This window comes from Novosphingobium fluoreni (assembly GCF_014196615.1).
Lineage (GTDB): Bacteria > Pseudomonadota > Alphaproteobacteria > Sphingomonadales > Sphingomonadaceae > Novosphingobium > Novosphingobium fluoreni.
The window spans coordinates 202237-223257 of sequence record NZ_JACIDY010000005.1 but is presented as its reverse complement, the minus strand read 5'-3'; the positions used below and the strand labels follow the sequence as shown (position 1 = coordinate 223257).

Annotated in this window: 27 protein-coding genes, 1 tRNA gene and 1 pseudogene; 8 read left to right on the top strand and 21 right to left on the bottom strand. The window is 64.1% G+C overall.

Annotated features, from left to right (window positions below):
- Positions 1 to 47 precede the first annotated feature (47 nt).
- A complete protein-coding gene (locus tag GGR39_RS11835; RefSeq protein ID WP_221226109.1) occupies positions 48 to 1430 on the bottom strand; it encodes a tetratricopeptide repeat protein in 1383 nt (460 codons plus the stop codon).
- Positions 1431 to 1734: 304 nt separating this feature from the next.
- Here GGR39_RS11835 and GGR39_RS11830 point away from each other — a divergent pair, with 304 nt between their 5' ends.
- From GGR39_RS11830 to bfr, 4 genes are all read left to right on the top strand, one after another.
- The gene (locus GGR39_RS11830; protein WP_343055869.1) at positions 1735 to 2841 is read left to right on the top strand and encodes an SPOR domain-containing protein; all 1107 of its coding nucleotides are present in this window, start codon (positions 1735 to 1737) and stop codon (positions 2839 to 2841) included.
- Between the two features lie 22 nt (positions 2842 to 2863).
- Positions 2864 to 4075: a DUF418 domain-containing protein gene (locus GGR39_RS11825; RefSeq protein ID WP_183617324.1), complete on the top strand. Its 1212-nt coding sequence runs from the start codon at positions 2864 to 2866 to the stop codon at positions 4073 to 4075.
- A gap of 55 nt (positions 4076 to 4130) precedes the next feature.
- Positions 4131 to 4355: a (2Fe-2S)-binding protein gene (locus tag GGR39_RS11820; RefSeq protein ID WP_183617323.1), complete on the top strand. Its 225-nt coding sequence runs from the start codon at positions 4131 to 4133 to the stop codon at positions 4353 to 4355.
- A gap of 75 nt (positions 4356 to 4430) precedes the next feature.
- Positions 4431 to 4931 (top strand): bacterioferritin, encoded by a 501-nt coding sequence (bfr, locus tag GGR39_RS11815; RefSeq protein WP_058737029.1) that lies wholly within the window; start codon positions 4431 to 4433, stop codon positions 4929 to 4931.
- Between the two features lie 61 nt (positions 4932 to 4992).
- On the opposite strand, the gene GGR39_RS11810 is transcribed toward bfr, so the two are convergent.
- Complete coding sequence (locus GGR39_RS11810; RefSeq protein WP_425490599.1) at positions 4993 to 7071, bottom strand: S9 family peptidase; 2079 nt, start codon at positions 7069 to 7071, stop codon at positions 4993 to 4995.
- Positions 7072 to 7261: 190 nt separating this feature from the next.
- Between GGR39_RS11810 and GGR39_RS11805 the strand changes: the two genes are divergently transcribed.
- Positions 7262 to 8350, top strand: a complete 1089-nt coding sequence (locus GGR39_RS11805) for an AI-2E family transporter (RefSeq protein ID WP_183617321.1) — start codon at positions 7262 to 7264, stop codon at positions 8348 to 8350.
- Between the two features lie 77 nt (positions 8351 to 8427).
- Positions 8428 to 9153 (top strand): DUF2490 domain-containing protein, encoded by a 726-nt coding sequence (locus tag GGR39_RS11800; RefSeq protein ID WP_246388651.1) that lies wholly within the window; start codon positions 8428 to 8430, stop codon positions 9151 to 9153.
- 39 nt (positions 9154 to 9192) lie between these two features.
- On the opposite strand, the gene der is transcribed toward GGR39_RS11800, so the two are convergent.
- On the bottom strand, positions 9193 to 10566 hold the full coding sequence (der, locus tag GGR39_RS11795; protein ID WP_183617320.1) for a ribosome biogenesis GTPase Der: 1374 nt from the start codon (positions 10564 to 10566) through the stop codon (positions 9193 to 9195).
- A gap of 295 nt (positions 10567 to 10861) precedes the next feature.
- Here der and GGR39_RS11790 point away from each other — a divergent pair, with 295 nt between their 5' ends.
- Positions 10862 to 11620 (top strand): CHAP domain-containing protein, encoded by a 759-nt coding sequence (locus tag GGR39_RS11790; RefSeq protein ID WP_183617319.1) that lies wholly within the window; start codon positions 10862 to 10864, stop codon positions 11618 to 11620.
- A gap of 6 nt (positions 11621 to 11626) precedes the next feature.
- On the opposite strand, the gene GGR39_RS11785 is transcribed toward GGR39_RS11790, so the two are convergent.
- Positions 11627 to 11968, bottom strand: coding sequence for a DUF3297 family protein (locus GGR39_RS11785; protein ID WP_183617318.1), 342 nt, complete (start codon positions 11966 to 11968; stop codon positions 11627 to 11629).
- 77 nt (positions 11969 to 12045) lie between these two features.
- On the opposite strand from GGR39_RS11785, the gene GGR39_RS11780 reads away from it, so the two are divergent.
- Positions 12046 to 12120 (top strand) — tRNA-Val (locus tag GGR39_RS11780).
- On the opposite strand, the gene GGR39_RS11775 is transcribed toward GGR39_RS11780, so the two are convergent.
- The 17 genes and pseudogenes from GGR39_RS11775 to GGR39_RS11700 all read right to left on the bottom strand — a co-directional run bounded on the left by GGR39_RS11775 (position 12099) and on the right by GGR39_RS11700 (position 20961).
- The gene (locus tag GGR39_RS11775; RefSeq protein ID WP_183617317.1) at positions 12099 to 13361 is read right to left on the bottom strand and encodes a tyrosine-type recombinase/integrase; all 1263 of its coding nucleotides are present in this window, start codon (positions 13359 to 13361) and stop codon (positions 12099 to 12101) included. The genes GGR39_RS11780 and GGR39_RS11775 overlap by 22 nt on opposite strands.
- Before the next feature lie 114 nt (positions 13362 to 13475).
- Entirely contained in the window at positions 13476 to 13709 is a 234-nt protein-coding gene (locus GGR39_RS11770) for a hypothetical protein (RefSeq protein WP_183617316.1), read from the bottom strand.
- Positions 13706 to 14059 carry a hypothetical protein gene (locus tag GGR39_RS11765; protein WP_183617315.1) on the bottom strand — a complete coding sequence of 118 codons (354 nt, stop codon included), beginning with the start codon at positions 14057 to 14059 and terminating at the stop codon, positions 13706 to 13708. Before GGR39_RS11765 ends, GGR39_RS11770 begins: the two co-directional genes overlap by 4 nt.
- Positions 14052 to 14531, bottom strand: a complete 480-nt coding sequence (locus GGR39_RS11760) for a hypothetical protein (protein ID WP_183617314.1) — start codon at positions 14529 to 14531, stop codon at positions 14052 to 14054. The genes GGR39_RS11765 and GGR39_RS11760 overlap by 8 nt, the downstream gene beginning before the upstream one ends.
- Positions 14528 to 15397, bottom strand: a complete 870-nt coding sequence (locus GGR39_RS11755) for an MmcB family DNA repair protein (RefSeq protein WP_183617313.1) — start codon at positions 15395 to 15397, stop codon at positions 14528 to 14530. Before GGR39_RS11755 ends, GGR39_RS11760 begins: the two co-directional genes overlap by 4 nt.
- Positions 15394 to 15891, bottom strand: coding sequence for a hypothetical protein (locus GGR39_RS11750; protein WP_183617312.1), 498 nt, complete (start codon positions 15889 to 15891; stop codon positions 15394 to 15396). The genes GGR39_RS11755 and GGR39_RS11750 overlap by 4 nt, the downstream gene beginning before the upstream one ends.
- A complete protein-coding gene (locus tag GGR39_RS11745) occupies positions 15888 to 16286 on the bottom strand; it encodes a hypothetical protein (RefSeq protein ID WP_183617311.1) in 399 nt (132 codons plus the stop codon). The genes GGR39_RS11750 and GGR39_RS11745 overlap by 4 nt, the downstream gene beginning before the upstream one ends.
- Positions 16283 to 16981: a hypothetical protein gene (locus GGR39_RS17270; RefSeq protein WP_246388650.1), complete on the bottom strand. Its 699-nt coding sequence runs from the start codon at positions 16979 to 16981 to the stop codon at positions 16283 to 16285. Before GGR39_RS17270 ends, GGR39_RS11745 begins: the two co-directional genes overlap by 4 nt.
- 52 nt (positions 16982 to 17033) lie before the next feature.
- A pseudogene (locus GGR39_RS17560) lies at positions 17034 to 17540 on the bottom strand (DNA cytosine methyltransferase); the annotation flags it as partial.
- Positions 17541 to 17543: 3 nt separating this feature from the next.
- Entirely contained in the window at positions 17544 to 18116 is a 573-nt protein-coding gene (locus GGR39_RS11735) for a metal-dependent phosphohydrolase (RefSeq protein WP_183617309.1), read from the bottom strand.
- On the bottom strand, positions 18113 to 18367 hold the full coding sequence (locus GGR39_RS11730; RefSeq protein ID WP_183617308.1) for a hypothetical protein: 255 nt from the start codon (positions 18365 to 18367) through the stop codon (positions 18113 to 18115). Before GGR39_RS11730 ends, GGR39_RS11735 begins: the two co-directional genes overlap by 4 nt.
- A gap of 11 nt (positions 18368 to 18378) precedes the next feature.
- Entirely contained in the window at positions 18379 to 19479 is a 1101-nt protein-coding gene (dnaN, locus tag GGR39_RS11725; protein ID WP_183617307.1) for a DNA polymerase III subunit beta, read from the bottom strand.
- 22 nt (positions 19480 to 19501) lie between these two features.
- Positions 19502 to 19684 carry a hypothetical protein gene (locus tag GGR39_RS11720; RefSeq protein WP_183617306.1) on the bottom strand — a complete coding sequence of 61 codons (183 nt, stop codon included), beginning with the start codon at positions 19682 to 19684 and terminating at the stop codon, positions 19502 to 19504.
- Complete coding sequence (locus tag GGR39_RS11715) at positions 19681 to 19929, bottom strand: hypothetical protein (RefSeq protein ID WP_183617305.1); 249 nt, start codon at positions 19927 to 19929, stop codon at positions 19681 to 19683. The genes GGR39_RS11720 and GGR39_RS11715 overlap by 4 nt, the downstream gene beginning before the upstream one ends.
- Positions 19926 to 20132, bottom strand: coding sequence for a hypothetical protein (locus tag GGR39_RS11710; RefSeq protein WP_183617304.1), 207 nt, complete (start codon positions 20130 to 20132; stop codon positions 19926 to 19928). The genes GGR39_RS11715 and GGR39_RS11710 overlap by 4 nt, the downstream gene beginning before the upstream one ends.
- Before the next feature lie 79 nt (positions 20133 to 20211).
- Positions 20212 to 20496: an HIRAN domain-containing protein gene (locus GGR39_RS11705; protein WP_246388649.1), complete on the bottom strand. Its 285-nt coding sequence runs from the start codon at positions 20494 to 20496 to the stop codon at positions 20212 to 20214.
- Positions 20497 to 20607: 111 nt separating this feature from the next.
- Positions 20608 to 20961 (bottom strand): hypothetical protein, encoded by a 354-nt coding sequence (locus GGR39_RS11700; RefSeq protein ID WP_183617303.1) that lies wholly within the window; start codon positions 20959 to 20961, stop codon positions 20608 to 20610.
- Positions 20962 to 21021 lie beyond the last annotated feature (60 nt).

Sequence of the window (21021 nt, the reverse complement as noted above, 5' to 3'; positions counted from 1 at the left end):
CGGGGGCGGCGAGTGGCTTCACATGGGGTCGTGAAGAACTTTGAAATTCAGCGGCTTGCCAGGCGGCGCGAGACCGAGGCCACTGCGCCGGGAAGCTCACGAGCGGCGGAATGGGCGATACAGGAACCTGCAGCAACCCGCCCCGAAGAACACTTGGCCTTGGCAGAAGCCATGTCATAGCCGCCCGCAGCCACGCGCCAGTAGGTCCGGCCGTTCACCACGGCCTGGGTCAAATGCAACTCACGTTCCTTGAGCCCCGGATCGCGCTGCTGGAAAATCTTCCACGCCCTATGTGCGCCCGCCTCAGTGGAAAACGAGCCGAGTTGCACCACGTGGGTGGAGGCAATTGCGGCGGGGCGCCGGGGCGCCGGGACCGGCTTGCGCACGACGGGCGGCGTCGGGCGGACGGCTTCGGCGCGCGCCATCCGGACCGGCGCAGCGGAACGCGGCGATTCGGCAACCGCTTGGACGACGGGATTGGAAACGAACTGTCGATCGGTCGCGGCGGCAAGAGCCGGCGCAGGCTGAACCGGCTCAGGAGAGGCGATTGCCGGTTCGGCAGGCTCGGCCACCGGATCCGCAACGGGTGCTGGCTCGGCAAATGCCAGAGCCGGAGCATCGGCAGGAGCAGGCGGCAGTTCTTGCGCCGTCGAAACGGGCGCCGGAGCGGCCTCTACCATGGCCAGGGCGGGCGCATTCCCGGTTCCGGCGAGCGCCAACTGCGTCGGCTGGCCGGGATCGCTGCGCACCGGCGCGCCTAATAGTGCGGCCACGCGAGACTGCGCGGAGCCGACGCTGGCCTGCAACGCCCAATCGCTGACCCGCGCTTCCAGTTGGTCCACCGGTACGTCCTGCGAGGCGACCACGCGTGCCTCGGCCAGACGACCGTCCAGCGCGAAGGCATAGGCCAGATTCTGGCGGTTCTTGGGGGTATTGTCCCCCGCTTTCACCGCTTCGGAAAGGATCGCGACAGCTTGCGCGGGCTGTCCTGCCAAAGCGAGCGCGAGACCGAAATCGCCGACAGGGATCGCATCGCGCCACTGGCCCAGCAGCGCGAGCGCTTCCTGGTTGCGGCTGGAGCCGATGTAGGAAAGCGCCATGCCCAGCGCACTGGCGGGCGTCTTGTCTCCCAGGGCGACGGCATCCTCGAACGCGCCGCTGGCGGACAGGAAACGGCCCGCTGCGAGGTACACCTGCGCCAGGCGGGAGCGCAATTCCAGATTCTGCGGCTGCTTGGCCACCGCGCGCTCGGCCGTCAGTATCTGCTTGTCGAGCTTGCGATCGGCGCGATCCGACTGGGCATTGCCCTGATCGGCAAGGTCACCTGCCAGCGCAAAGCCCGGAGCCGCGACACAGCTGACGGCGATCGCCGCTGCCATCGCCTTGCCAAGACGCGAGCGGTCGGCGGCCAACTGGTTCAGCCTGGCCATATGCCGCGCCATCATTGTCTGGGCCTGCATCGTGACGGATTCCCCTGATTGATTCCCTGACGAAACGGACGGCGAACGCGCCCTCGCTTCATCTTCCACGACACAGGAAATCGCAGATCACCCCTAATTTAAGGTTAAGTGCACCGCGCAAGGACGGGGTGATTACGGGGATACCCGCATAAAGGCTTTGCTAAGCGGTTCTTCACTATGTCACTTAACGGCGATTGGACGGTGCGGCGCGCAGTCCAGCGTCCGATAGGAGCGGCCTTTGCACGATAGGCCGCGTAGAAGGATACGGTCTGCGATGATGGCGGTTCGATGGGGCAATTCAGCCACGCTGGCGACGATGATCGTGCTGTGCGGCCTTGCCGTCCCGGCCCTGGCCGATGTTAAGGCGGGCGTGGACGCCTGGGGGAACGGTGATTTCCCGGCCGCCGTGCGTGAGTGGCAGGCGGCGGCTGACGCCGGAGATCCCGATGCGCAATTCAACCTGGCTCAGGCCTATCGCCTTGGTCGCGGCGTTCCGCGCGATCCAGCGCGCGCGGAGGCGCTCTTCGGGCAGGCAGCGGCGAAAGGGCATTTGCAGGCGGCCGATAACTACGGCCTGCTGCTGTTCCAGCGAGGCGAGCGGCAGAAGGCGATGCCCTATATCCGCAGTGCCGCCGCGCGCGGAGACGCGCGAGCACAATACATTCAGGGCCTGGCGCTGTTCAACGGAGATGGTGCGCCCAAGGACTGGGTGCGCGCTTATGCCTATCTGACGCTGGCCCAGCAGGCCGGTCTGCCTCAAGCGACCAGCGCACTGCGCCAGATGGACCAGCACGTGCCGATGGCGGATCGGCAAAAGTCGGTCTCGGTGGCGGCACAGATCGCGCAGGAGGCCGAGGCAACCCGCGCGCGGCAGTTGGCGGCGCTTGATCTGTCTGGCCCTTCCGGAAATACGATCGGCGACGATGGGACAGCCCCCGTCGGCAAGACGAGCAGAGGCCCGGCCCTCGCCACCGTCGAACGTGCCGTTAGCGACGCGGAGCGTGTCGCGGCCACCCCGTCCCGACGAAGCGCAGGGGCGGACTTTACCAATACCACCACCAGCCCAGCCAAGCCCAAGCCGGTGCAATCGGTACGCCCCGCAGTCAGCACCGTGCAGCCCCCTTCCAAACCTGCGCCTGTGCCCACCGCGTCAGGGGGCTGGCGTCTTCAGCTGGGCGCGTTCGGCGTTGCCGGCAATGCGGACGCACTGTGGAGCCGGGTCAAGGGCCGGCCCGAGCTGACGGGACATGCCAAGATCCTCGCCCCCGCAGGCAAGCTGACCAAGCTGCAGGCCGGCGGCTTTGCCAGCCAGGCCGATGCCACCGCCGCGTGCGCGCGCTTGCGGACAGCCGGGTTCACCTGCCTCGCCACGCGCGACTGAGGCGGCTAAGGCTGGGCGACCCATGCGCGTCGCCTCGCTCGACATCATCCGCGGCGTCGCGGTCCTCGGCATCCTGGCGATCAACATCGCCGGGTTCGCCGGGCCATCGATCGGCGCATTGACGCCCAACCTTCCGCATCCGGCCGGGATCTGGGGCGAAACCGCCTATGCGATCGGGTTTGTCCTGTTCGAAGGCAAGATGCGCGCGCTGTTCGCCATGCTGTTCGGAGCAAGCATGGCGCTCTTTATCGACCGGGCAGAGGCGGCCGGTCGGGATGCGGACTTGCTGCAAGCCCGTCGGCTCGCCTGGCTGCTGCTGTTCGGCGCGCTGCATTACGCCTTGCTGTGGTGGGGCGACATTCTGTTCGCCTACGCCGCTTGCGGATTTATCGTCCTGCTGCTGCATCGGCTGCCGCTCAGGCTGCTTGTCGCCGCAGCTCTCACCCTTTTCATGGCCCTGCATGTCGCCGGACTGGTCGCCAACCTGCCGATGGTGAACGCGGAAGAAGCGGAGCGGATAGGTGTGGCCGCACCCATGCAAGCCCAGGCCGTGGGCCGCTACTACACCTACGTGGACATGATGATCGGGCGGGAGCTGGGGCAATACGCCGGTGGCTTCGTGCAAATCGCGGCGACCAAACTGCATGAGCACCCGCTTTGGCTGATCCACGGCGTCCGCGATGGATTTGGCGAATACGTGCCGCTGATGGCGATCGGCATGGCCCTGCAGCGCACCGGGTTTTTTGCCGGGGCCTGGTCCCTTCGCGTGATGCTGGCGATCGCGGTGGGTGGCACACTGGCGGGGCTAGGCGCCACGCTGATGGCGCTGGACTGGCTCTGGCCGCGACACTTCCCGGTGATCGCGATGGACGCCGCCGTTCGCTACGGCCTGGCCCTGCCGCATCTGCTGACGGCGCTGGGCTATGCCGCCCTGCTGGTGCTGGCGACGCCCTGGCTCGGCACAACCGGGGCCGGCCGCAGGCTGGGCGCAGCGGGGCAGATGGCGTTCAGCAATTATCTAGGCACCAGCCTGGTCATGACCGGCGTGTTCTACGGCTGGGGGCTTGGCCTGTTCGGACGTGTAGGGCCGCTGGCGCAATGGGGTTTCGTCGCCTTGGGCTGGGCTTTGATGCTGATCCTCAGCCCTCTATGGCTGAAGCATTGGCGGCGCGGTCCGCTGGAGTGGCTGTGGCGTTCGCTGACCGAAAGGCGGTTGCAACGCAATCGCAATTAAAATGCTATTGCGATCCATTCGCATACACGTATAGTGCGATTCGAGAGGAACGCGCATGTACGTCTGCATCTGCAATGCCATCCGGGAATGTGAGCTGCGCCATCTGGCGCGCACCTGCCGTGGCGGCGCAGACGAACTTTACGCGAAGCTCGGCCGTCCGCCCCAGTGCCGCCAATGCGTGGACGAAGCGGAAGACATCATTTCAGAAGAACGATTGGGATCTACCCTGCCGCTGGTAATCCCCGCCAAGGAGAACGCGTACCAGCTAAGCGCCGCCTGACAAAAATACCCTCTGCCGGTTGTTTGATGCACTCTGCGAAGCTAAGAGCTTTGTGGAGCGATAGGAGTTTGTGCCATGAAGGGCGACCGCCAGGTCATCGATTTTCTCAACAAGGCGTTGCTGAACGAGCTGACCGCCATCAACCAGTACTGGCTGCACTATCGCATGCTGGACCACTGGGGCGTCCACAAGTTGGCCGAATACGAGCGGCACGAGTCGATCGATGAAATGAAGCACGCGGACATGCTGTCCGAGCGCATCCTGTTCCTCGATGGCCTTCCCAACTTCCAGGCGCTGGGTAAGTTGCGCGTGGGCGAAGGCGTGAAAGAAGTCCTCGAAGCCGATCTTGCGCTTGAGAACGATGCCATTCCGCTGCTCCGCGAAGCGATCGCGCATTGTGAAGCGGTGCGCGACTACATCAGCCGCGAAATCTTTGAGCGCATCCTCGAAAACGAGGAAGAGCATGTGGACTTCCTGGAGAAGCAGTTCGACCTGATCGAGCTGATGGGGATGCCCAATTACATCCAGCTCAATAGCCGCGCTGCGAATGAGAACGAGCCTTCGACCGGGGCCTGATCTTTCGGCTTCGCGAAACAGAAAAGGGCCTCGGAGTTTCGGCTCCGAGGCCGTCTTGCATTCACTTCACGCGATACTTGTCGAACCAGGCCAGGATCGCCGATGCCTTCGCCGCCGATTGCGAAGGCCGCGCGGTCAGCCCGCCGTGGCTGGCGCCCGGCACCTTGACCAGCGCGGTGGGCACACCCTGTATCTGCAGCGCGGCATAATATTGCTCCGCCTCGCTGACCGGCGTGCGATAGTCTTCCGAGCCCACGACCACCAGCGTCGGCGTCTTGACGTTGCCGACGAGGCTGAGCGGCGAACGCTTCCAGTAGCTCATCGGATCTTCCCATGGCTTCTTGTCGAACCAGTAGCGCGACGTGAACGGCGTTGCATCCATCGTCAGCGCCTCACTGATCCAGTTGATCACCGGCTTTTGCGAGGCTGCGGCCTTGAAGCGATCGGTCTTGCCGACGATCCATGCCGTCAGGACACCGCCGCCCGACCCTCCGGTGACGAACAGGTTGTTGGGATCGGCCACGCCGTCCGCGATCGCTGCATCCACTGAGGCCATCAGATCATCATAGTCGGTGCCGGGATAGGCCCGATCGATCAGGTTGGCGAAAGCTTCGCCGTACGACGTGCTGCCGCGCGGATTGGTATAAAGCACGGCATAGCCATGCGCGGCATAGAGCTGGGCGTCCGTGGAGAACGTCGGACCATAGGCGGTGTTGGGCCCGCCATGAATTTCCAGGATCAAAGGCGCGCGCTGGCCGGGCGCAAGCCCCGGCGGCGTCACCAACCAGGCATCGATCGCGCGGCCATCGGGAGCGGTGACCGCCAGCTTGCGGACCGGCGCGACCGCCTTGGCGGCCAGCCAACCGGCGTTGAGATTGGTCAGCCGCTTGCCGTCCACCCACAAGTCCGCCGGAGCGTCGGTGCCGCCCGCCGTGTAGGCCACCTTGCCGCCGCTCGAGACGCTGAAATCACCGCCGGTGTAAGGCCGGTCGTAGTGAGAGCCCGGGCTCAGCCCATCCGCCACCATCCGCACCGATCCATCCAGGCCGACGCGGGCCACGCGCTTTCGGCCATGATCGTCGTAGGATACGAACAGTTGTGAATTGCCCGCCCACTCCACGCTGTCGATCGACTGATCCAGCCCTGCCGTCAGCGAACGCGCGCCGCTGCCGTCCGCGTTCATGACGTAGAGCTCGGTATTCTCGTAACTGCGGTTGACGTCATCAAAGCCCAGATAGGCGATACGCTGGCCATCGGGCGATAGCCTCGCGCCGTTGTCAGGCCCGTTGCGCGTCGTCAGCGCGGTGTTCGCGCCGCTGCTGACGTCTGCTGCGTAGATTTCGGAGTTGTTGATGTCCTTTTGCCATTCTGGGTGCCGATTGGCGGAAAAGACGATCCTGCGCCCATCCGGACTCCAGGACAGCGGCCCGCCATCATCGAAATTGCCGAACGTAACCTGTCGCGCCGCTCCGCCTTCGGATGGCACTACGAAAATATGGGTGAAGCCCGGTTTGATGTATCCGCCGCCGTCCTCCCGATAGGAAACCCGATCGATCACCTCCAGCCCGTCGGCCCACTTCGCACCTTCCGGCTTTTCCGGTGGGGCGCCTAGCTTCATCGCCTCGCCCGGAACGCGCATGGTGTAGGCGATCGATCGGCCATCGGGGGACCAGGCGATGCTGCCGGGGCTTTCGGGCAGCCCGGTGACCTTGGCCGTGCGCTGCGTGTCGATCCACATGACGTACAATTGCGCCGGACCATCCCCGTCCGAAGAGACATAGGCCAGCCGCTTGCCATCGGGGGACCATCGCGGCTGTGTGTGTGCGCCCTTGCCGGTGACAAGCGGCGTCTGTCGGCCGCTGGCGATGTCCACCAGCCAGATCGTCGGCACTTCGGCGTCGGTCATGATATCCGCCGTCATCCGAACATAGGCCACGCGCGCGCCATCGGGGCTGATCTGCGGGTTCGTCGCGCCCGCCAGCCCGAACAGATCCTTGCCCGAGAACCGACGATCCGGCCCAGCAGCGGGCTGCGAAGCCTCGGCACCTTGCGAAGCGTCACCCTGCGCCAGGGCCGGAGTGAGCGGCAGGACCAGGCAAAGCGCGGCGCTGGCCGCCAGTAGGGAGGAGGAACGGCGCAAATCTGATCTCCGATCGCAAGGGGCGGTATGCAGCGTGCAGCGCCCCCCACACAAAATCCAGTGCCGTGATTCCGGGTCTTTCCACCGCTCGCCTACCGGAACTGAATCGATAGCGCTGGACAGGAGCCGCGGGAACCCTAACCCGGATGCTGCGCTTCCCTCCTCCCGGCACACGCCACAAGGACCATGCATGAAAGACGGCGAGACCCGCAGCTTCCGGTTTGAGGACGGCACGTTCCTCGTCGTCGTCCTCATCGTCACCCTGCTGTTCGGCTGGTTGATCTCCTCCTACTTCGGCGCGATCCTGTGGGGACTGGTGGCCGCGATCCTGTTCGAGCCCGCCACCCAGCGGCTTGCCGAGCGGATGGGCGGACGCAAAGGGCTGGCCGCGGCGCTGGTGCTGCTGATGATCCTGGCCCTGATCGTGATGCCCGCGCTCCTCCTCGGCTCCAGCCTGGTTCAGGAAGCGGCGACCCTGTACGATCGCATTCGCAGCGGCCAGATCGACATCCCCGGCATGCTCAGCCAGCTGCGCAATGCCCTGCCCTCCGGCATCCGGCGCTTCATCGATCGCCAGGGTTTGAGTGACTTCGAATCGGTACGACGCATGCTGGGCAGCGGTGTGGCCAGCGGGCTGCAGGATATCGCGTCACGCGCGTTGGTCGTGGGCCAAGGTGCGCTCAGCTTCCTCGCCGCGCTGGGCGTGATGCTGTACCTGACGTTCTTCCTGCTGAAGGATGGCCGCCGCTATGGCAACATGGTCCGCACCGCCCTGCCTTTGCGGTCCGATACGCGCGACCGGCTGATCGACCACTTTGTCGTGGTGGTGCGTGCCACGATGAAGGGCACGGTGGTGGTCGCGGTGGTGCAAGGCCTGCTGGGCGGCGTGATCTTCTGGCTGCTGGGCATCGAAGGCGCACTGCTGTGGGGCACGCTGATGGGCTTCCTGTCGCTGCTTCCTGCTGTTGGAACCGGCATCATCTGGGTGCCCGTGGCGATCTACCTTCTTGTGACCGGCGCTTACGTCAAAGGCGCGATCATGATCTTTTGCGGGGTGTTCATCATCGGGCTGGTGGACAACCTGCTGCGCCCGATCCTGGTGGGACGTGATACGCGCATGCCTGACTTCGTAGTGCTGATCGCAACGCTTTCAGGACTGGAACTATTCGGGTTGACCGGCTTCATCGTCGGCCCGGTGATCGCCGCGCTATTCATCGCGGTATGGAACATGGCGATCGAACAGCGTGCCGCCGCTACTGTCGGCGACACAGCGGAATAAGCCTAAACACCAGCGCGCGACGACATTGTCTGCTTTGTGACTGCTTGGTGACGAAGTTCTAGCCATCCTGGCATTTCATGCCTAAGGCCGCCGCCGTAATGCGGCTTCCTGAACTTCTCGCCGGCGCTGCGTCGCTTGTCGCCCTTGCCATGACGGTGCCCGCCCATGCGCAGCAAGAAGATGAGCAGCTATGGCTGCAGGCGAACGTCCATGTCCCGCTGGACGATAACACACGCGTCACGCTGGAGCAGATCACTCGTTTCAGCGATCGCATGGATGGCGTTTACACCACTGAGTATGGCGCGTTATTCGGCCAGAAGGTGACCAAGGGGCTGGAGTTCGGCTTCGGATATCGCCACGTCAGCTTCTACAACGGCAACCGCAACCGCGACGAGGATCGCTTTCGCCAGCAGCTCGTGGGCAACTATGGCCGCTTCTCGTTCCGCCTCCGCCTGGATGAGCGCTTCCATCCAGAAGGCGATGAGATCGGCTTTCGGATTCGCCCGCTGGTTCGATACAATCTGCCGGTGAACAAAAAAGGACTGGCGCTGTTCGTCAGCCATGAAAGCTTCTACCTGCCCAACGCCACGCGCTGGGGGCAGAAGCGCGGTTACGAACGGATGCGCAACCTCGTGGGTTTCGTCGTGCCGATCTCAGCCAAGACGAGTGCCGACATCGCCTATCTCAACCAGTACCGCCTAGGGCGGGACGGGGCGCGTGCGCAGATGGACCATGCCCTCAGCGTGCAGCTGACGATCAACCTGGGGGCCAAGCGCAAGCGGGATATCCACCCCGGCGACTGATCGTCACCCAGGTAGCGCTTACCACCGAGGAAGGACCGATCAGTCCTTCTTGAACGGGTTCTTCGGACTGCGCAGGTTCAGGCGGATGGGCACCGCATCGAAGCCCAACTCTCGCCGGATACCGTTGATCAGATAGCGCTTGTAGCTTTCCGGCAACGAATCGAGCCGCGTACCGAACAGCACGAAACCCGGCGGACGAGTCTTGGCCTGGGTGATGTAGCGCAGCTTGATCCGCTTGCCCCCCGGCGCGGGCGGAGGATTGGCGGTGAGCGCATCGTCGAACCAACGGTTCAACGCCGCGGTCGGCACGCGGCGGCTCCACGCCTCGCGAATTTCGAAGGCCGCTTGGATCATCTCATCCAGGCCCTTGCCCGTCCGTGCGGACACAGCGAGCAGAGGAACGCCGCGAACTTGCGCCAGCCCCTCGTCCAGTGCACCGCGAATGCCTTGGAACAAGCTGGACGCGCCTTCGGCCACGTCCCACTTGTTGATCGCGATCATCAGCGCGCGGCCTTCCTCCAGCACCATCGAGGCGATCTTGAGATCCTGGTGCTCCAGCCCGCGCGTGGCATCGAGCAGCAGCACGACCACTTCGGCAAAATCAACGGCATGGCGCGCGTCGGCGACCGAGAGCTTTTCCAGCTTCTCGACCACGTTGGCCTTCTTGCGCATTCCGGCGGTGTCGATCAGCCGCACTGGCCGCACTTCGCCGTTCTTTTGCGTCCATTCCCAATCTATCGCGATGGAATCGCGGGTGATGCCCGCTTCCGGCCCGGTGAGCAGGCGATCCTGGCCCAGCAGCTTGTTGATCAGCGTGGATTTGCCGGCATTGGGACGGCCGACGATAGCCAGCTTCAGCGGCCCGCGCAGCAGCGCTTCCTCGTCGAACTCTTCCTCTTCCTCGTCCGGCTGCAGCGGCTCCAGATGGGGCAGCAAGGCTTCGAACAAGTCTCCCATGCCCTCGCCATGTTCGGCGGAGACGGCGACGGGATCGCCCATCCCAAGCGAGTAGGCTTCCAGCACTCCACCCTCGCCCGCGCGGCCTTCCGCCTTGTTCGCCAGCAGGATAACCGGAACCTTCGTGCCACGCAGCCAGCGCGCGATCTCTTCGTCTAGCGGCGTCAGGCCGGCGCGCGCGTCCATCACGAATAGCGCGACTTCGGCGGTTTCCAGCGCTGCTTCCGTCTGCTGGCGCATCCGCCCAGGCAGGCTCTCCGCGTCCTCATCCTCCCAGCCGGCGGTGTCCACGATCTGGAATTTCAGACCCAGCAGTTCGGCATCGCCGAAACGCCGATCGCGGGTAACGCCGGGCTGGTCGTCGACCAGGGCCAGCTTCTTGCCCACCAGACGGTTGAAGAGCGTGGATTTGCCGACGTTGGGTCGGCCAATGATGATAACTTGAGGGGCGGGCATGATGCATTGCGACGTGGCCGTTTGCACGGGGCTTGGCAAGTCCCGTCCTCCCTATGCACCGCCGCTGATCCGGTCCGGATCATTCCGCGCTGGAAATGAGCGCCCGATCAGTCAGAAAAAATAACGCCGAAATGGCGGTTATCGGCCGTTGGTTAATGGGGGCACGATGGCAAAAGAAACCCTTCTGCAAGGCCGGGTTCCGCCAAATACCGGCAAATTCTTGCCGCCATGTTTACCGTGCTCGATTACCACGCGTGTCAGAGCCGTCCTAACCCTCACCTGCGATTAGAACAGCATGAGGGGCAGAAATCTCACATTCCTGGTAACCGCGCTGGTCTTCGGTACCGCGCAGGCAGAAGCCCGCTCTCCGGCATCGTTGCTGGATGCAGTGGGCGGCGGACCGATCGTGCCGATGTCAGGCGTGCTGCAATGCGTGCCTTTCGCGCGCGATACCTCGGGCATCAAGCTTTACGGCGATGCCCATACCTGGTGGAAACAGGCCGAGGGCAAGTATGCGCGCGGCATGGCGCCAAGGCCCGGCTCGGTGATGGCGATCCGCCCGCATGGCAATTCGATTTTGGGACATGTCGCCACCGTGCGGCGCGTGGTCGATGCCCGTACCATCTTGGTCGATCATGCCAACTGGTCCGCACCCGGCAAGATCGAGCGCAACGTCACGGTGGTGGATGTTTCGCCGGAGAACGATTGGAGCCAGGTACGCGTCTGGTATGCCCCGATCCAGGCCTTGGGCGGTGGCCACTGGCCGGTCGCCGGGTTCATCTACAAGGAGAAACCGGGCGACAAGCCGGCCAGGATGCTCGCCAGGCAGGCCCCGGTCATGGCGCGCGCCGCGCCTGCGAAGCCCGGCCTGACGCGCTATGTCCCAACGAAGACTGTGCAAGTGCGGTTCGGTTCGGAACCGATTTTCAGCAGTGCAGGGTTTGCGCCCTATGCTCCGTCACGCGCCGTGGCGAAGCGTGCGGCCCCGGTGCGGCTGGCAAACGCGACGGGCCGCAAGGACCCGATCGGCTTGATCATCGCCAGCGCACGCTAAACAGCTTCAGTCGTTCTTGGCGACGGGCGCGTCTTCGCCCAGATCTTCGAACCATGCTTCTACCGGTCCGCTCAGCTTGAGCGTCAGCGGCTGGCCGTGGCGATCCTTGGTCTTGCCCGCCTGCACGCGGATCCAGCCTTCCGAGATCGAATATTCTTCGACGTTGGTACGCACCGCGCCCTTGAAACGGATGCCGATGCCACGCTGCAGCTTGTCCGCATCAAAGTGCGGGCTGCGCGGATTGATCGCCAGCCGATCGGGCGGCACGTCCGGACCGGCGACCGCGGTCACGGCGGAGTCATTGGCGGCTTCGGGGGCGGGGGCGGCGTCGGAGGTGTCTTCGCTCATGGCTGCTCGTTTAGAGTCGATTGCCCGCTTGTCAACGCGCGCGACCTTGTCTAATGGCGCGCCTTCCGCAAGGTAGCGGGCGCGTAGCTCAGCGGTAGAGCACACCCTTCACACGGGTGGGGTCACAGGTTCAATCCCTGTCGCGCCCACCAGCCACAACCCGGCTGGTTCCGTCGCCTGAGGCGACCTTCCCAACCACTACATTCTGACCGCCCTGACCCACCGTGGTCAGCAAATGGTCAGCACTAAATGCCTTCGCTTTGCGGTGGACAGCTATCCACAGCTGCGTGAGCGCGCGGGTCACGTTCCGCAGGCGCGTCGGATCGTATTTCGCGTAGATGCGTGTCGTGCGCGCCAGCTTGCCATCGTGACCCAGCAGCTCGACGATCTCGCGCTCGGGCACGCTGTCGTCGGCATAGAGCATGGTCGCGATCGTGTGCCGGATCGTCTTGGGGTAGACGTCTGCCGAGAGGCCCAGCGTGCGGCGCATGATTCGCCAGGCCGTCTTGCGGCTGGCGGCGCTCGTTCCCCCTTCTTTGCGCCACTTGCAAAGAACTACTCGCAGTGGCCGGATCGCCGGCAGCACCGCGTTGCGCTTCTTCGTCTGCTTGGCCGCTCCCGGCTGCATGTCGATCAGGCCGGTGCGCGGATCGAACTGCTTGGCCGGATCGAACGCGAGCGCCGCCTGGGGGCGCACCGCCGTGGCGAACTGCAGGGCGACCCAGCGGAAGAGGTCTGCGTTGTGGCTGGCGTACCAGCCGATGCGGGCCATTTCGTCGATCGTGAGCACCCGCTCGCGCGGCAGCGACTTGTACTGCTCATCGAGGTCACCGATTCGCGGCGCGTGGGTGATGCGCATGTTGTCGGCGGCATAGTGGACGGCGGCACGGACATCGTTGATGTTGCGCTGCACGGTGGCGCCCGAGACGCCCTCCTCGCTTTCGTAGTCGAACTGCTCGCCGAACCACGCCAGCTTGAAGGCATGGGGCCCCATGCGCCACTCGCGGAAGCGCTCGAACAGGGCAGGCGTCAGATCGGTCACCACCGCGGCGTGTCCCGCCTCGTCCTGCAGCAGGAAAGCAAGGAAGGTGCGCAGCGATCGGCTGGTCTGGTCGCTGTTCACGACCTTGGCGCCCTTCTCGCGGTAGTAGGTGACCAGGATCGCAGCGACGCCCGCCTCGTCCGGCGCCTGGCGTGTCGTGCGCGCCCTCTCCTCCTCGACGTGCGCGTGCATCCGGGCCTTGGCTTCGCTCAGTTCGCGCGTGCGAGTGCTTCGATAAACGACTGTCCGTCCACGGGCGGTGGCAATTTGCCAGACACCCGGGGCTTTACCGTCCCGCCGGTAGTCGAGCCAGTAGTCTCCGACGATGTAGGGGCTGGTTTCGCGGGACATAGTTCGTTCGATTCGATCCGGGATAGGAGTTCAAGGAAGCCGTAGCCCCCGAGCTCTTGCAGCTGCTCGGGGGTGAGTTGCATGCCGGTGTTGCGCCGGACCGCGCGGCGCCACTTATTGGCGATGGTATGGGCGCTCATAGGAGCTGACCTTCCAAGAAAAGTGGCGCAGGATGTCGAGAGCTAGTGCGTCGATCTCGCGGAACTCTTCGCGATCCTCCCAATGCCCCACTCCAACGGCACGCATCAGAACCCTGAACGTATGTCGAGACACTCGGATGCGCATGTCGCCCTGCGCGGCAATGCGCCGGCCCAGTGCATTCAGCACGCGCTCTGTTCGGTCGATCATTGCCCGGCCTCCAGTTCTGGTATCTGGATTTGGCGCGCTGCAGCGGCCTTCTTTTCAAGCATGTCGATCTGGTTGCGCAGCGTGCCGATCTGACGGCCGATGTGTTCGACCTGCTCCGACACGTGGAACGCCTCGTTGTCTATGCCGTCGTGGTAGGCGGCAGCCTTCGCGCGCGGAAACAGTCCGGCGTCAGCGAGATCGCCCGTGTAGCCGCAGGCTCCACCCTCGGCGGAGCGCCGGTGCCAGCAGTTCCATTTCTTCGACCAGATCAGCCAGCAGTGCAGATCGGCTGGGGTCTGCCGCATCTTTCGGATGAACCGGCCGCGCCGGTCGCGCGCGCGCTCAGCCATAGCGCTTCCTCACCATTTCGTCGGCGGCGGCAAAAAGCTTGCTGACGGTCGACAGATCGCGGGTGATCCCGGGCACGTCGTCGATCGACGCGCACGCCTCCCAGTCAGTGAAGTGGTAGCAAACTTGCTGGCGGAGCGCGCCGAACGCTGTCTCCTCATCCCACTCAGGTTCGTAGTAGCCCGACATTCCGCCGACCATGATCGTGCCCTTGAGCGGATGCGGTGGCGGGCTGATCATGTAGCGATGACCCGCCCGCGCCTGTACGCAGATGCGGACCTCGCCGCCCCACAGGTACGCGCCCTGCGCGTAAGACGAGTGACAGGGGGAGCGCTCAAAGCAGGTCCGGTCGCGTATGATCAGACCGTGGTAATTGTCACCCCGCCCGGACCGGAACTGCTCGCGAGTGTCACCGAACAGCGGCAAATACGGGGCCGCGCGCTTCGACAGCTTCTTGAGGATGCGCAGGTTCATGCCGCCTGCTCCTGCGTCAAACCCTCGAACGTCTTTGTCATGTGTCGGAGAGACCGGAGAGCATCGCACAGCGCCCGCTCCGCCCGCGCGACCCGAGCGTCGGCATCGCAGGCCGCGCGAAGCTCGGCGATGCGCCGACGGACCCCGAACGCACTGGACGCATCCTCAATACCAAGCCACTCGATCAGCTCGCGCTTGACCGCTTCGAACTCAGCGGCATCCTTCTGCACCTGGCCCATCAAGTACTCGCGCTTCGCGGCGACCTCCCGATCCAGGCGCTTCCACGCCTCGTCACGCGAGGCACGCGCGGATGCGGCAGTTTCCTGAGCCGCCGCTATGTCTCGTGCCGCAAGCGCCACGGACTCGCCGAACTTTTTGCGCACCGCTTTGTGCTCGCTCCACAGTTCCAGGCGGCGTGGATGGGGCACATGCGGGCCCACCGTGCGGCCGACGCCATCGATCAAGAGCTTCATGCAGGCGTCCATAGGCAGTGAGACGTGGGCGCGAGTGGCCTTGCGAACATGGCGCCATGCCTGCGCCTTACGCACGATCAGGCCGCAGCCGGTCGGGATCTCGGCTGGCGTGCACAGACCTTCAGGAACAGCAAAGATCACCGCTCCGGCGTACTGGAGATACTTCTGCCACTTCCCTGATGTCGTGTCGGATCGCAGATCGGAGCGACTGATCTTGCACTCGTACGCTGTGGGCAGCGGTTTGCTGTAGCTTCGCTCCAAGGTATAGACGTCTGGCCGCGGGGAGCCGCTGGGCCCAAGTTGCATGTCGGTCCACACCAGCCGCTTATCGGAGCGCAGATGTTGCGCAAGATCGCGAGCCAGGTCGTCGTGCTTCCATCCTTGGTCGCTCATGCCGCCTGTTCCGCCGCTTGTGTTGCGCGATAGCGCACGCGGTGATCGTCAGGCAGGTACGCGCGGAACGCGGCGACCGCCTCGTCGATGTTCGGATGCCGACCGGCAAAGCCACCCTCATGTGACCGCTGGAAGAAAGACAGCAGGAAGTGCCCGTGAGCCTGGGCCCGCACCTCGACCCGGATACGCGCCTCGTGGGCGAGCAGCACGAGGTTGGTCAGCTGATAGCTGTCGAACGTGGCCATGCGCCCGTCGCGCCAAGGCACCCACATGCCTGAGTGCCAGGCGCCGGTTCCCCAGGCGACCTTGTCCCAGTTGATCGGCGCGTTGTAGATACCGCCGCCGACCATACCGCAGATGTCGATCACCTTGGCTTGGAACTCGGACAGCTTCTCGGGGCGCTGCTTGTACCCCTTGCGGCCGGCGAACGCGTCGTTGGCGCAGCGGTTGTTCTCCTCTGCCCAGCGAGCGTGATCCATGGATGCGTAGCTCATGCTGCCTCCCGCTCGCCGACCGCGCCGGCTGGTATGAATTCCTCGTTGCGCGACCAGGCGAACATGGTGGGCGCGACGAACGTGTCGGCGTGCCGCACCAGCCATGCATCCAGCATCTCCTGCAATTCCGCGTCCGCCGCTTTGCAGTTACCTCGCCGGTCGGCACCACTGGCGCCCGGGTGGAACAGCTCGTCATCCTCGAAATACTGCTGATCGATCAGGCGTGCAGCGCTGAACCGCAGCGGCGCGATGCCCGCTTCGACGATATGAAAGGCACCCCCGTCAAAGTCCTCGCGCCCAGCGAAGATCGCCTGTTCGCGTGTGTCGTGCGGGCCTGACGTATAGAAATCACCATCGCGGCTGGCCCACCAGGTGCCCTGAAGATCCTTGGTCATGCGGCTTCTCCGAAGATGGATAGCTGGGCGCTTCCGGGCATGTCGTCAGACGCCGAGCAGAGCGCTGAGAGAAAGGAAGGCATGAGCAGCCACCAGCGGGTCCACGCCATTTCCTGTCGCTCGAAGCCGCTCAACCCGGTGGGCCATCGCATCAACGCCTCGACGAAGATGGGATTGAGCTTCCTCTTCGCTGAGGGCTGGTTGGAGTTCGGGGAATTGGTCGAGGACGTCGATCCAGCGGCTATCGGATGGGCCGGGGATGACGGCGGGTGGAAGAACTGCTCGGCCTGATAGCAGAGGATATCCTCCCTTGACTTGCCGTCCGACCGCATGATGCTGCCCTCGCTGCTGCCCTCGCTGCTGCCCTTCCAGTTCTGCGCCGCTGGCGCCGCCCAACGTTTCGACGCATCCATTGCCTGGCCCGTCAAAAGTAATTCGTTCGAGCGCTTGCCGCCGCGCGCCTGACGCGATCCTTCCGTCACCGCCACCGATGGCCCTTCCCATCGCGCCGCCTGCCCCGGAAGCGGCACATCGCCCTTGCTGCCCCGCATATTCGGCCCCGCTTTCTCTGGGTCCGACGCTTTCGGGCTGGACCAGTTGGTGGTCGCTCGCGCAGCCGCTACCGCGAGAGGCTCGCCCATCCCGTTGCCATTGATCCCCTTGGCCTTGACCGTCTCCCGCCGCTTGTCGAACAACGCTAGATCGTGACCATCTCCGAAGACTCCTGCGTCCGGCCCGGGCCATGATGAACAGCCGCTCGCGCCGCATGGTGTTGCCGGTCTCGGCCGAGCTGAATATTCCTGCCGCAACGCGGTAGCCCAGCCCTTCCAGTGGCGGGACGATAGCTGCAAGCTGTCCGTCCGCGTTCCCCGGGACGTTCTCGCGGAAGATAAGATCAGGCCGGCACTCCGCGGCGATCCGGCAGACTTCTGGCGCGAGGAAGCGCTGGCCATCGGCTCCGGCGCGCTGTCCGGCGACGGAGTTGTCCTGGCAGGGGTCTCCCGAAGCGAGGATATGAACGAGGCCACGCCATGGTTCGCCGTCGAAAGTGAGCATGTCAGACCAGACAGGCGCCGGATGAAGCCACCCTGCGTCCATCGACGCGACCAGGCTCGCGGCGGCTGCGGCTTCCCTCTCCACGTAGCAGATGCCCACGCCAGTTTCTTGGCGATGGTGGAGGGCGAGCAGGATGCCGAGTTCAAGGCCTCCGACCCCTGCGCATAGGGAGAGGATGTTGCGGGTACGTAGAGCCACACGTCAGGCCCCCGCGTTCGCGTAGCTGGCGACCGGATTGCCGAAGCCGAGTTCCTCCGCGCGTTCAATGAACGCGTAGTAGGCTTCCTGCGGTGAGTAGCATGCGAGCTTGATTTCGAGCGGCGTCGTCTCGGCAGTGTACTTCCATGCATCGCGATTGCGCATCAACGCGCGCTGCTCGGTTGCGAGCATGACGCGGTCGGCCGTCTTCACGTCGCCTGGCAGCGCTACCGCCAACCCAAGGTGAGGGAATAGGGTTGCCTCAATTCTAGCCTCGAAGCTTTTGTAATCAGGTAGAAGCTCCTTGAGCGGCTTCGGCATGTCGGTGATGAAAGCCTCGGCGGCATCGTGCAACAGACCTGCAAGCGCATGCTCCGCCGGCACGAGACGAGAAACCCAGATCGAGTGCTCGGCGACGCTGTAGAAGGGCCAGCACTGACCGGCGAAACGGCAGGTGTTGGCGAGCCCTCGCGCAATTGCATTGAGCGTGAATACCGATGGATCAATCGCGAGATAATCCAGATAGTTGCCATCGGCGGTAAGGATGGTGCTGGCATAGTCGGATGAAGCAATCATGCGAAGGGACCCGTGAACGATGCGCCGAATACCTCACGGGGACTTGCCCCCGGTTGCGGCAAGGGAATTGCCGCTGCCATCGGCGTCATGGGCGGCAGCGGATGGCTGACGCGACGCGCCCGCATCAGCAGGTGTGCAGTGTTCTCGCCGCCGATGGCGCGCATAAGGTCCAGCTTGCACCGGGCAGTTTCGAGATCGCCCGCATAAACGGCGGTGGCGAGATCGGCGAACATATCGTGGTCGATGTGCATGACGGGCCTCCTCAGACGCGCATCGGCATGACGCCGCAAAGCGCGCCGTCGGAGACGCTGCGGCGGATCACAGCCAGCTCGCTTGCCGATCGTTGGTGGATTTCCACGGTGTCGCCGCCGATCGCCTCCAGGGCGCTCGCGAGATAGCCGCAGTTGAAGCCGACGCGGTGCATTGCTTCGCAGTCGGCGGGAACGTGCTCGTTTGCCTCGCCGCCCCCGCCGCCATCGGTCATCTGCAGTTCCAGCGCACCAGCCTGGATGTCCATTGCGATCGAGCGCGTCTTGTCGCTGCCGACCAGCTCCATGCGTCGCAGCGCCTTGCGAAGGCTTTCCGGATCGACAAGGACCGGCGTGTCACCAGTTTCGGGAATGACGCGCTTGTAGTCGGGGAACGTGCCGTCAACGAGCTTACCGATGATCGTGACATCACCGGCCGTCACCTGCAGGAGGCGCTCATCCCAGCTCAGGTCGATGTGTTCGACATCCGCGACCATGCGCTCGATCAGCCGCACGAATTTGGTTGGGATGATCATATCGGATGCGCCAGCTGGCCAGCTGATGGCGGTGTGCAGGCTTGCGATCGTATGGCCATCTGTCGCCACCAGGCGCATCCGACCATCCTCGCCGTGCGCAAACACGCCACAAAGGTAGTAGCGCGTGGTATTGGTTTCGGCGGACCAAGCGGTGCGGCCTATCGCGATCGCCAGCGGCCCACCGTCGGTGGAGATGGAACTCGCGGTGTCCGCAGGCGGCTTCATCGCGGGAAAGTCGTCAACCGGCAAAACCGGAAGCTGCCAGCGACTGCGAGCCGCTTTGGCAGTAAGGCGCCCAGCCGCCGCCAGTTCGAGCGTTATTTGCGCACCGGGTTCCGCCGCGCTGGCGATCGCGGCCAGCCGATTGGCGTCGCACGTCGTTGCCAGATCGCCCGCGCCGACCAGCGCCACGCGTTGGCGATACTCGATCTCCAGGTTGCTGGTGACGATCTCCAACTGATTGCCGAACACTTCAAGCCGAACGTTAGCCAGAATGGGAATGGTGTTTGTCCGCTCGACAACACTGGCGGCGGACTTCATGGCGCGGGACAGAACGCCGGCTTCGATGGTGACGGACATGCAGTGATCCTTGCGGGCGGGTTCAGGCCTCGGCGGGCCGGCTGGCGACCACCTCGAGCGCCTGGCGCGTGACGCGCTGCACGAGGTTGATGCGGTCTTCGATGGGCGGGATGCGCGGGCTGCCGGTCAGGCCGAACCAGATGCGGCCGATGTCCTCGGCGATGCTGGTGGCCTCGGCGTCGGTCAGGACGGTGACGCGGGTCATTCGCCCGGCTCCCGATCGTGGTGGGCACCGGAAAACACCAGCAGCGCAGCGGTCGCGCCGATCACCAACACGCCGGCCAGGATCAGCAGAGGCGCGACCCAGGGCAACGTGATAAAGGCGAAGACATCGGGATCGCGCTCGAACATCCGGGCGACGGCGTCATTGGCGCGCCACAGCAGGGCAAGAAACACCAGCGTGCCACCGACGATGCCGAAGAACGGCGCGGCGTTGCGCAGCGCGCTCACCGTGCGATGCCCCAGGCGACCAGCTGCTGCTCGGCGCGCTGGCGGGCGTAGTTCATGAAGGCGAGGCGCTGAGATGGCTGGTCCGCGTCAAGCGCGTCCAGGAAGTTGATCAGCAAGGCCCCGGCGGCATTGATGTCGACGAACGTGACATCTGAGCCGCGATGGTGCTGCGTAACGGTGCGAGGGTGTGATGCGGTTGGCATCGTGATCTCCACGAGGGCGGTGTGCCCTGATGGAGTCATAACACCAGAACGGTGCTAGAGTGTCAACACCATTATGGTGTTACTGAGAAAAATCATCCGGCCACGTCTCATCGGGATAGAAATCTGGTTCGGATGGCACCTGAGGCTTGGAAGGCGGCAAGATTGGCACATCGTCGTCGAACGCTACGCGAATCACGGCGCCATAGCGGGTCGCCTCCTGAAAGATCGCGGTGATAGTGTGCTGGCGCATCAGCTGGCCAATGCGGGGCGCGCGCTCTGCACTGATATATCCCATCTGCACCCCGCGTTCGGAATAAACGGCGATGGCGCGCGGATCGGCCGGGTTCTTCGGCTCCCGCCGCAACTCAACCGGATCGCCTGGCGCGCAGACGGCGATCTCGAAGCGGCGGGTCGGGCCCTTCGCCTTATTCGGGAAGTCGACGCCGACTACCGCTAAAGATAGTTGGCCAAACAACTACCCGGCATAAAACTTGATAAGTAAGCTTACGCCAGTAATCAATAGGCCTCCGATACCTATAATAAGTCCTACGCCACGCTGCGTCTTGGCCCCAGCTCGATCAAGCGCACTATCAAGCGTATTGCGAGCTTCATCCTTTGTAGGAAGATGCACTAACCGCTCTTTGATCGTTGCCACATCTACTGGCAGCACCGCTAGTTTAGCCAAGTCTTTATGGACATGTTCCATTTGGGCTTCAAGTTTTGCTAGACGCGCTTCCATTCCGTCAAATGTGCCACCACCTGTCGGAGTGTTCAAGGAGCTGACACCCTTGAAAGATGGATGGTCGCCGATGTTCGTAGCTTCAGGCATGGCCTGACCGCTCCTGCTCACCAATCAAATCAATTCCGAGCTTTTCAAGAACAAACTGCC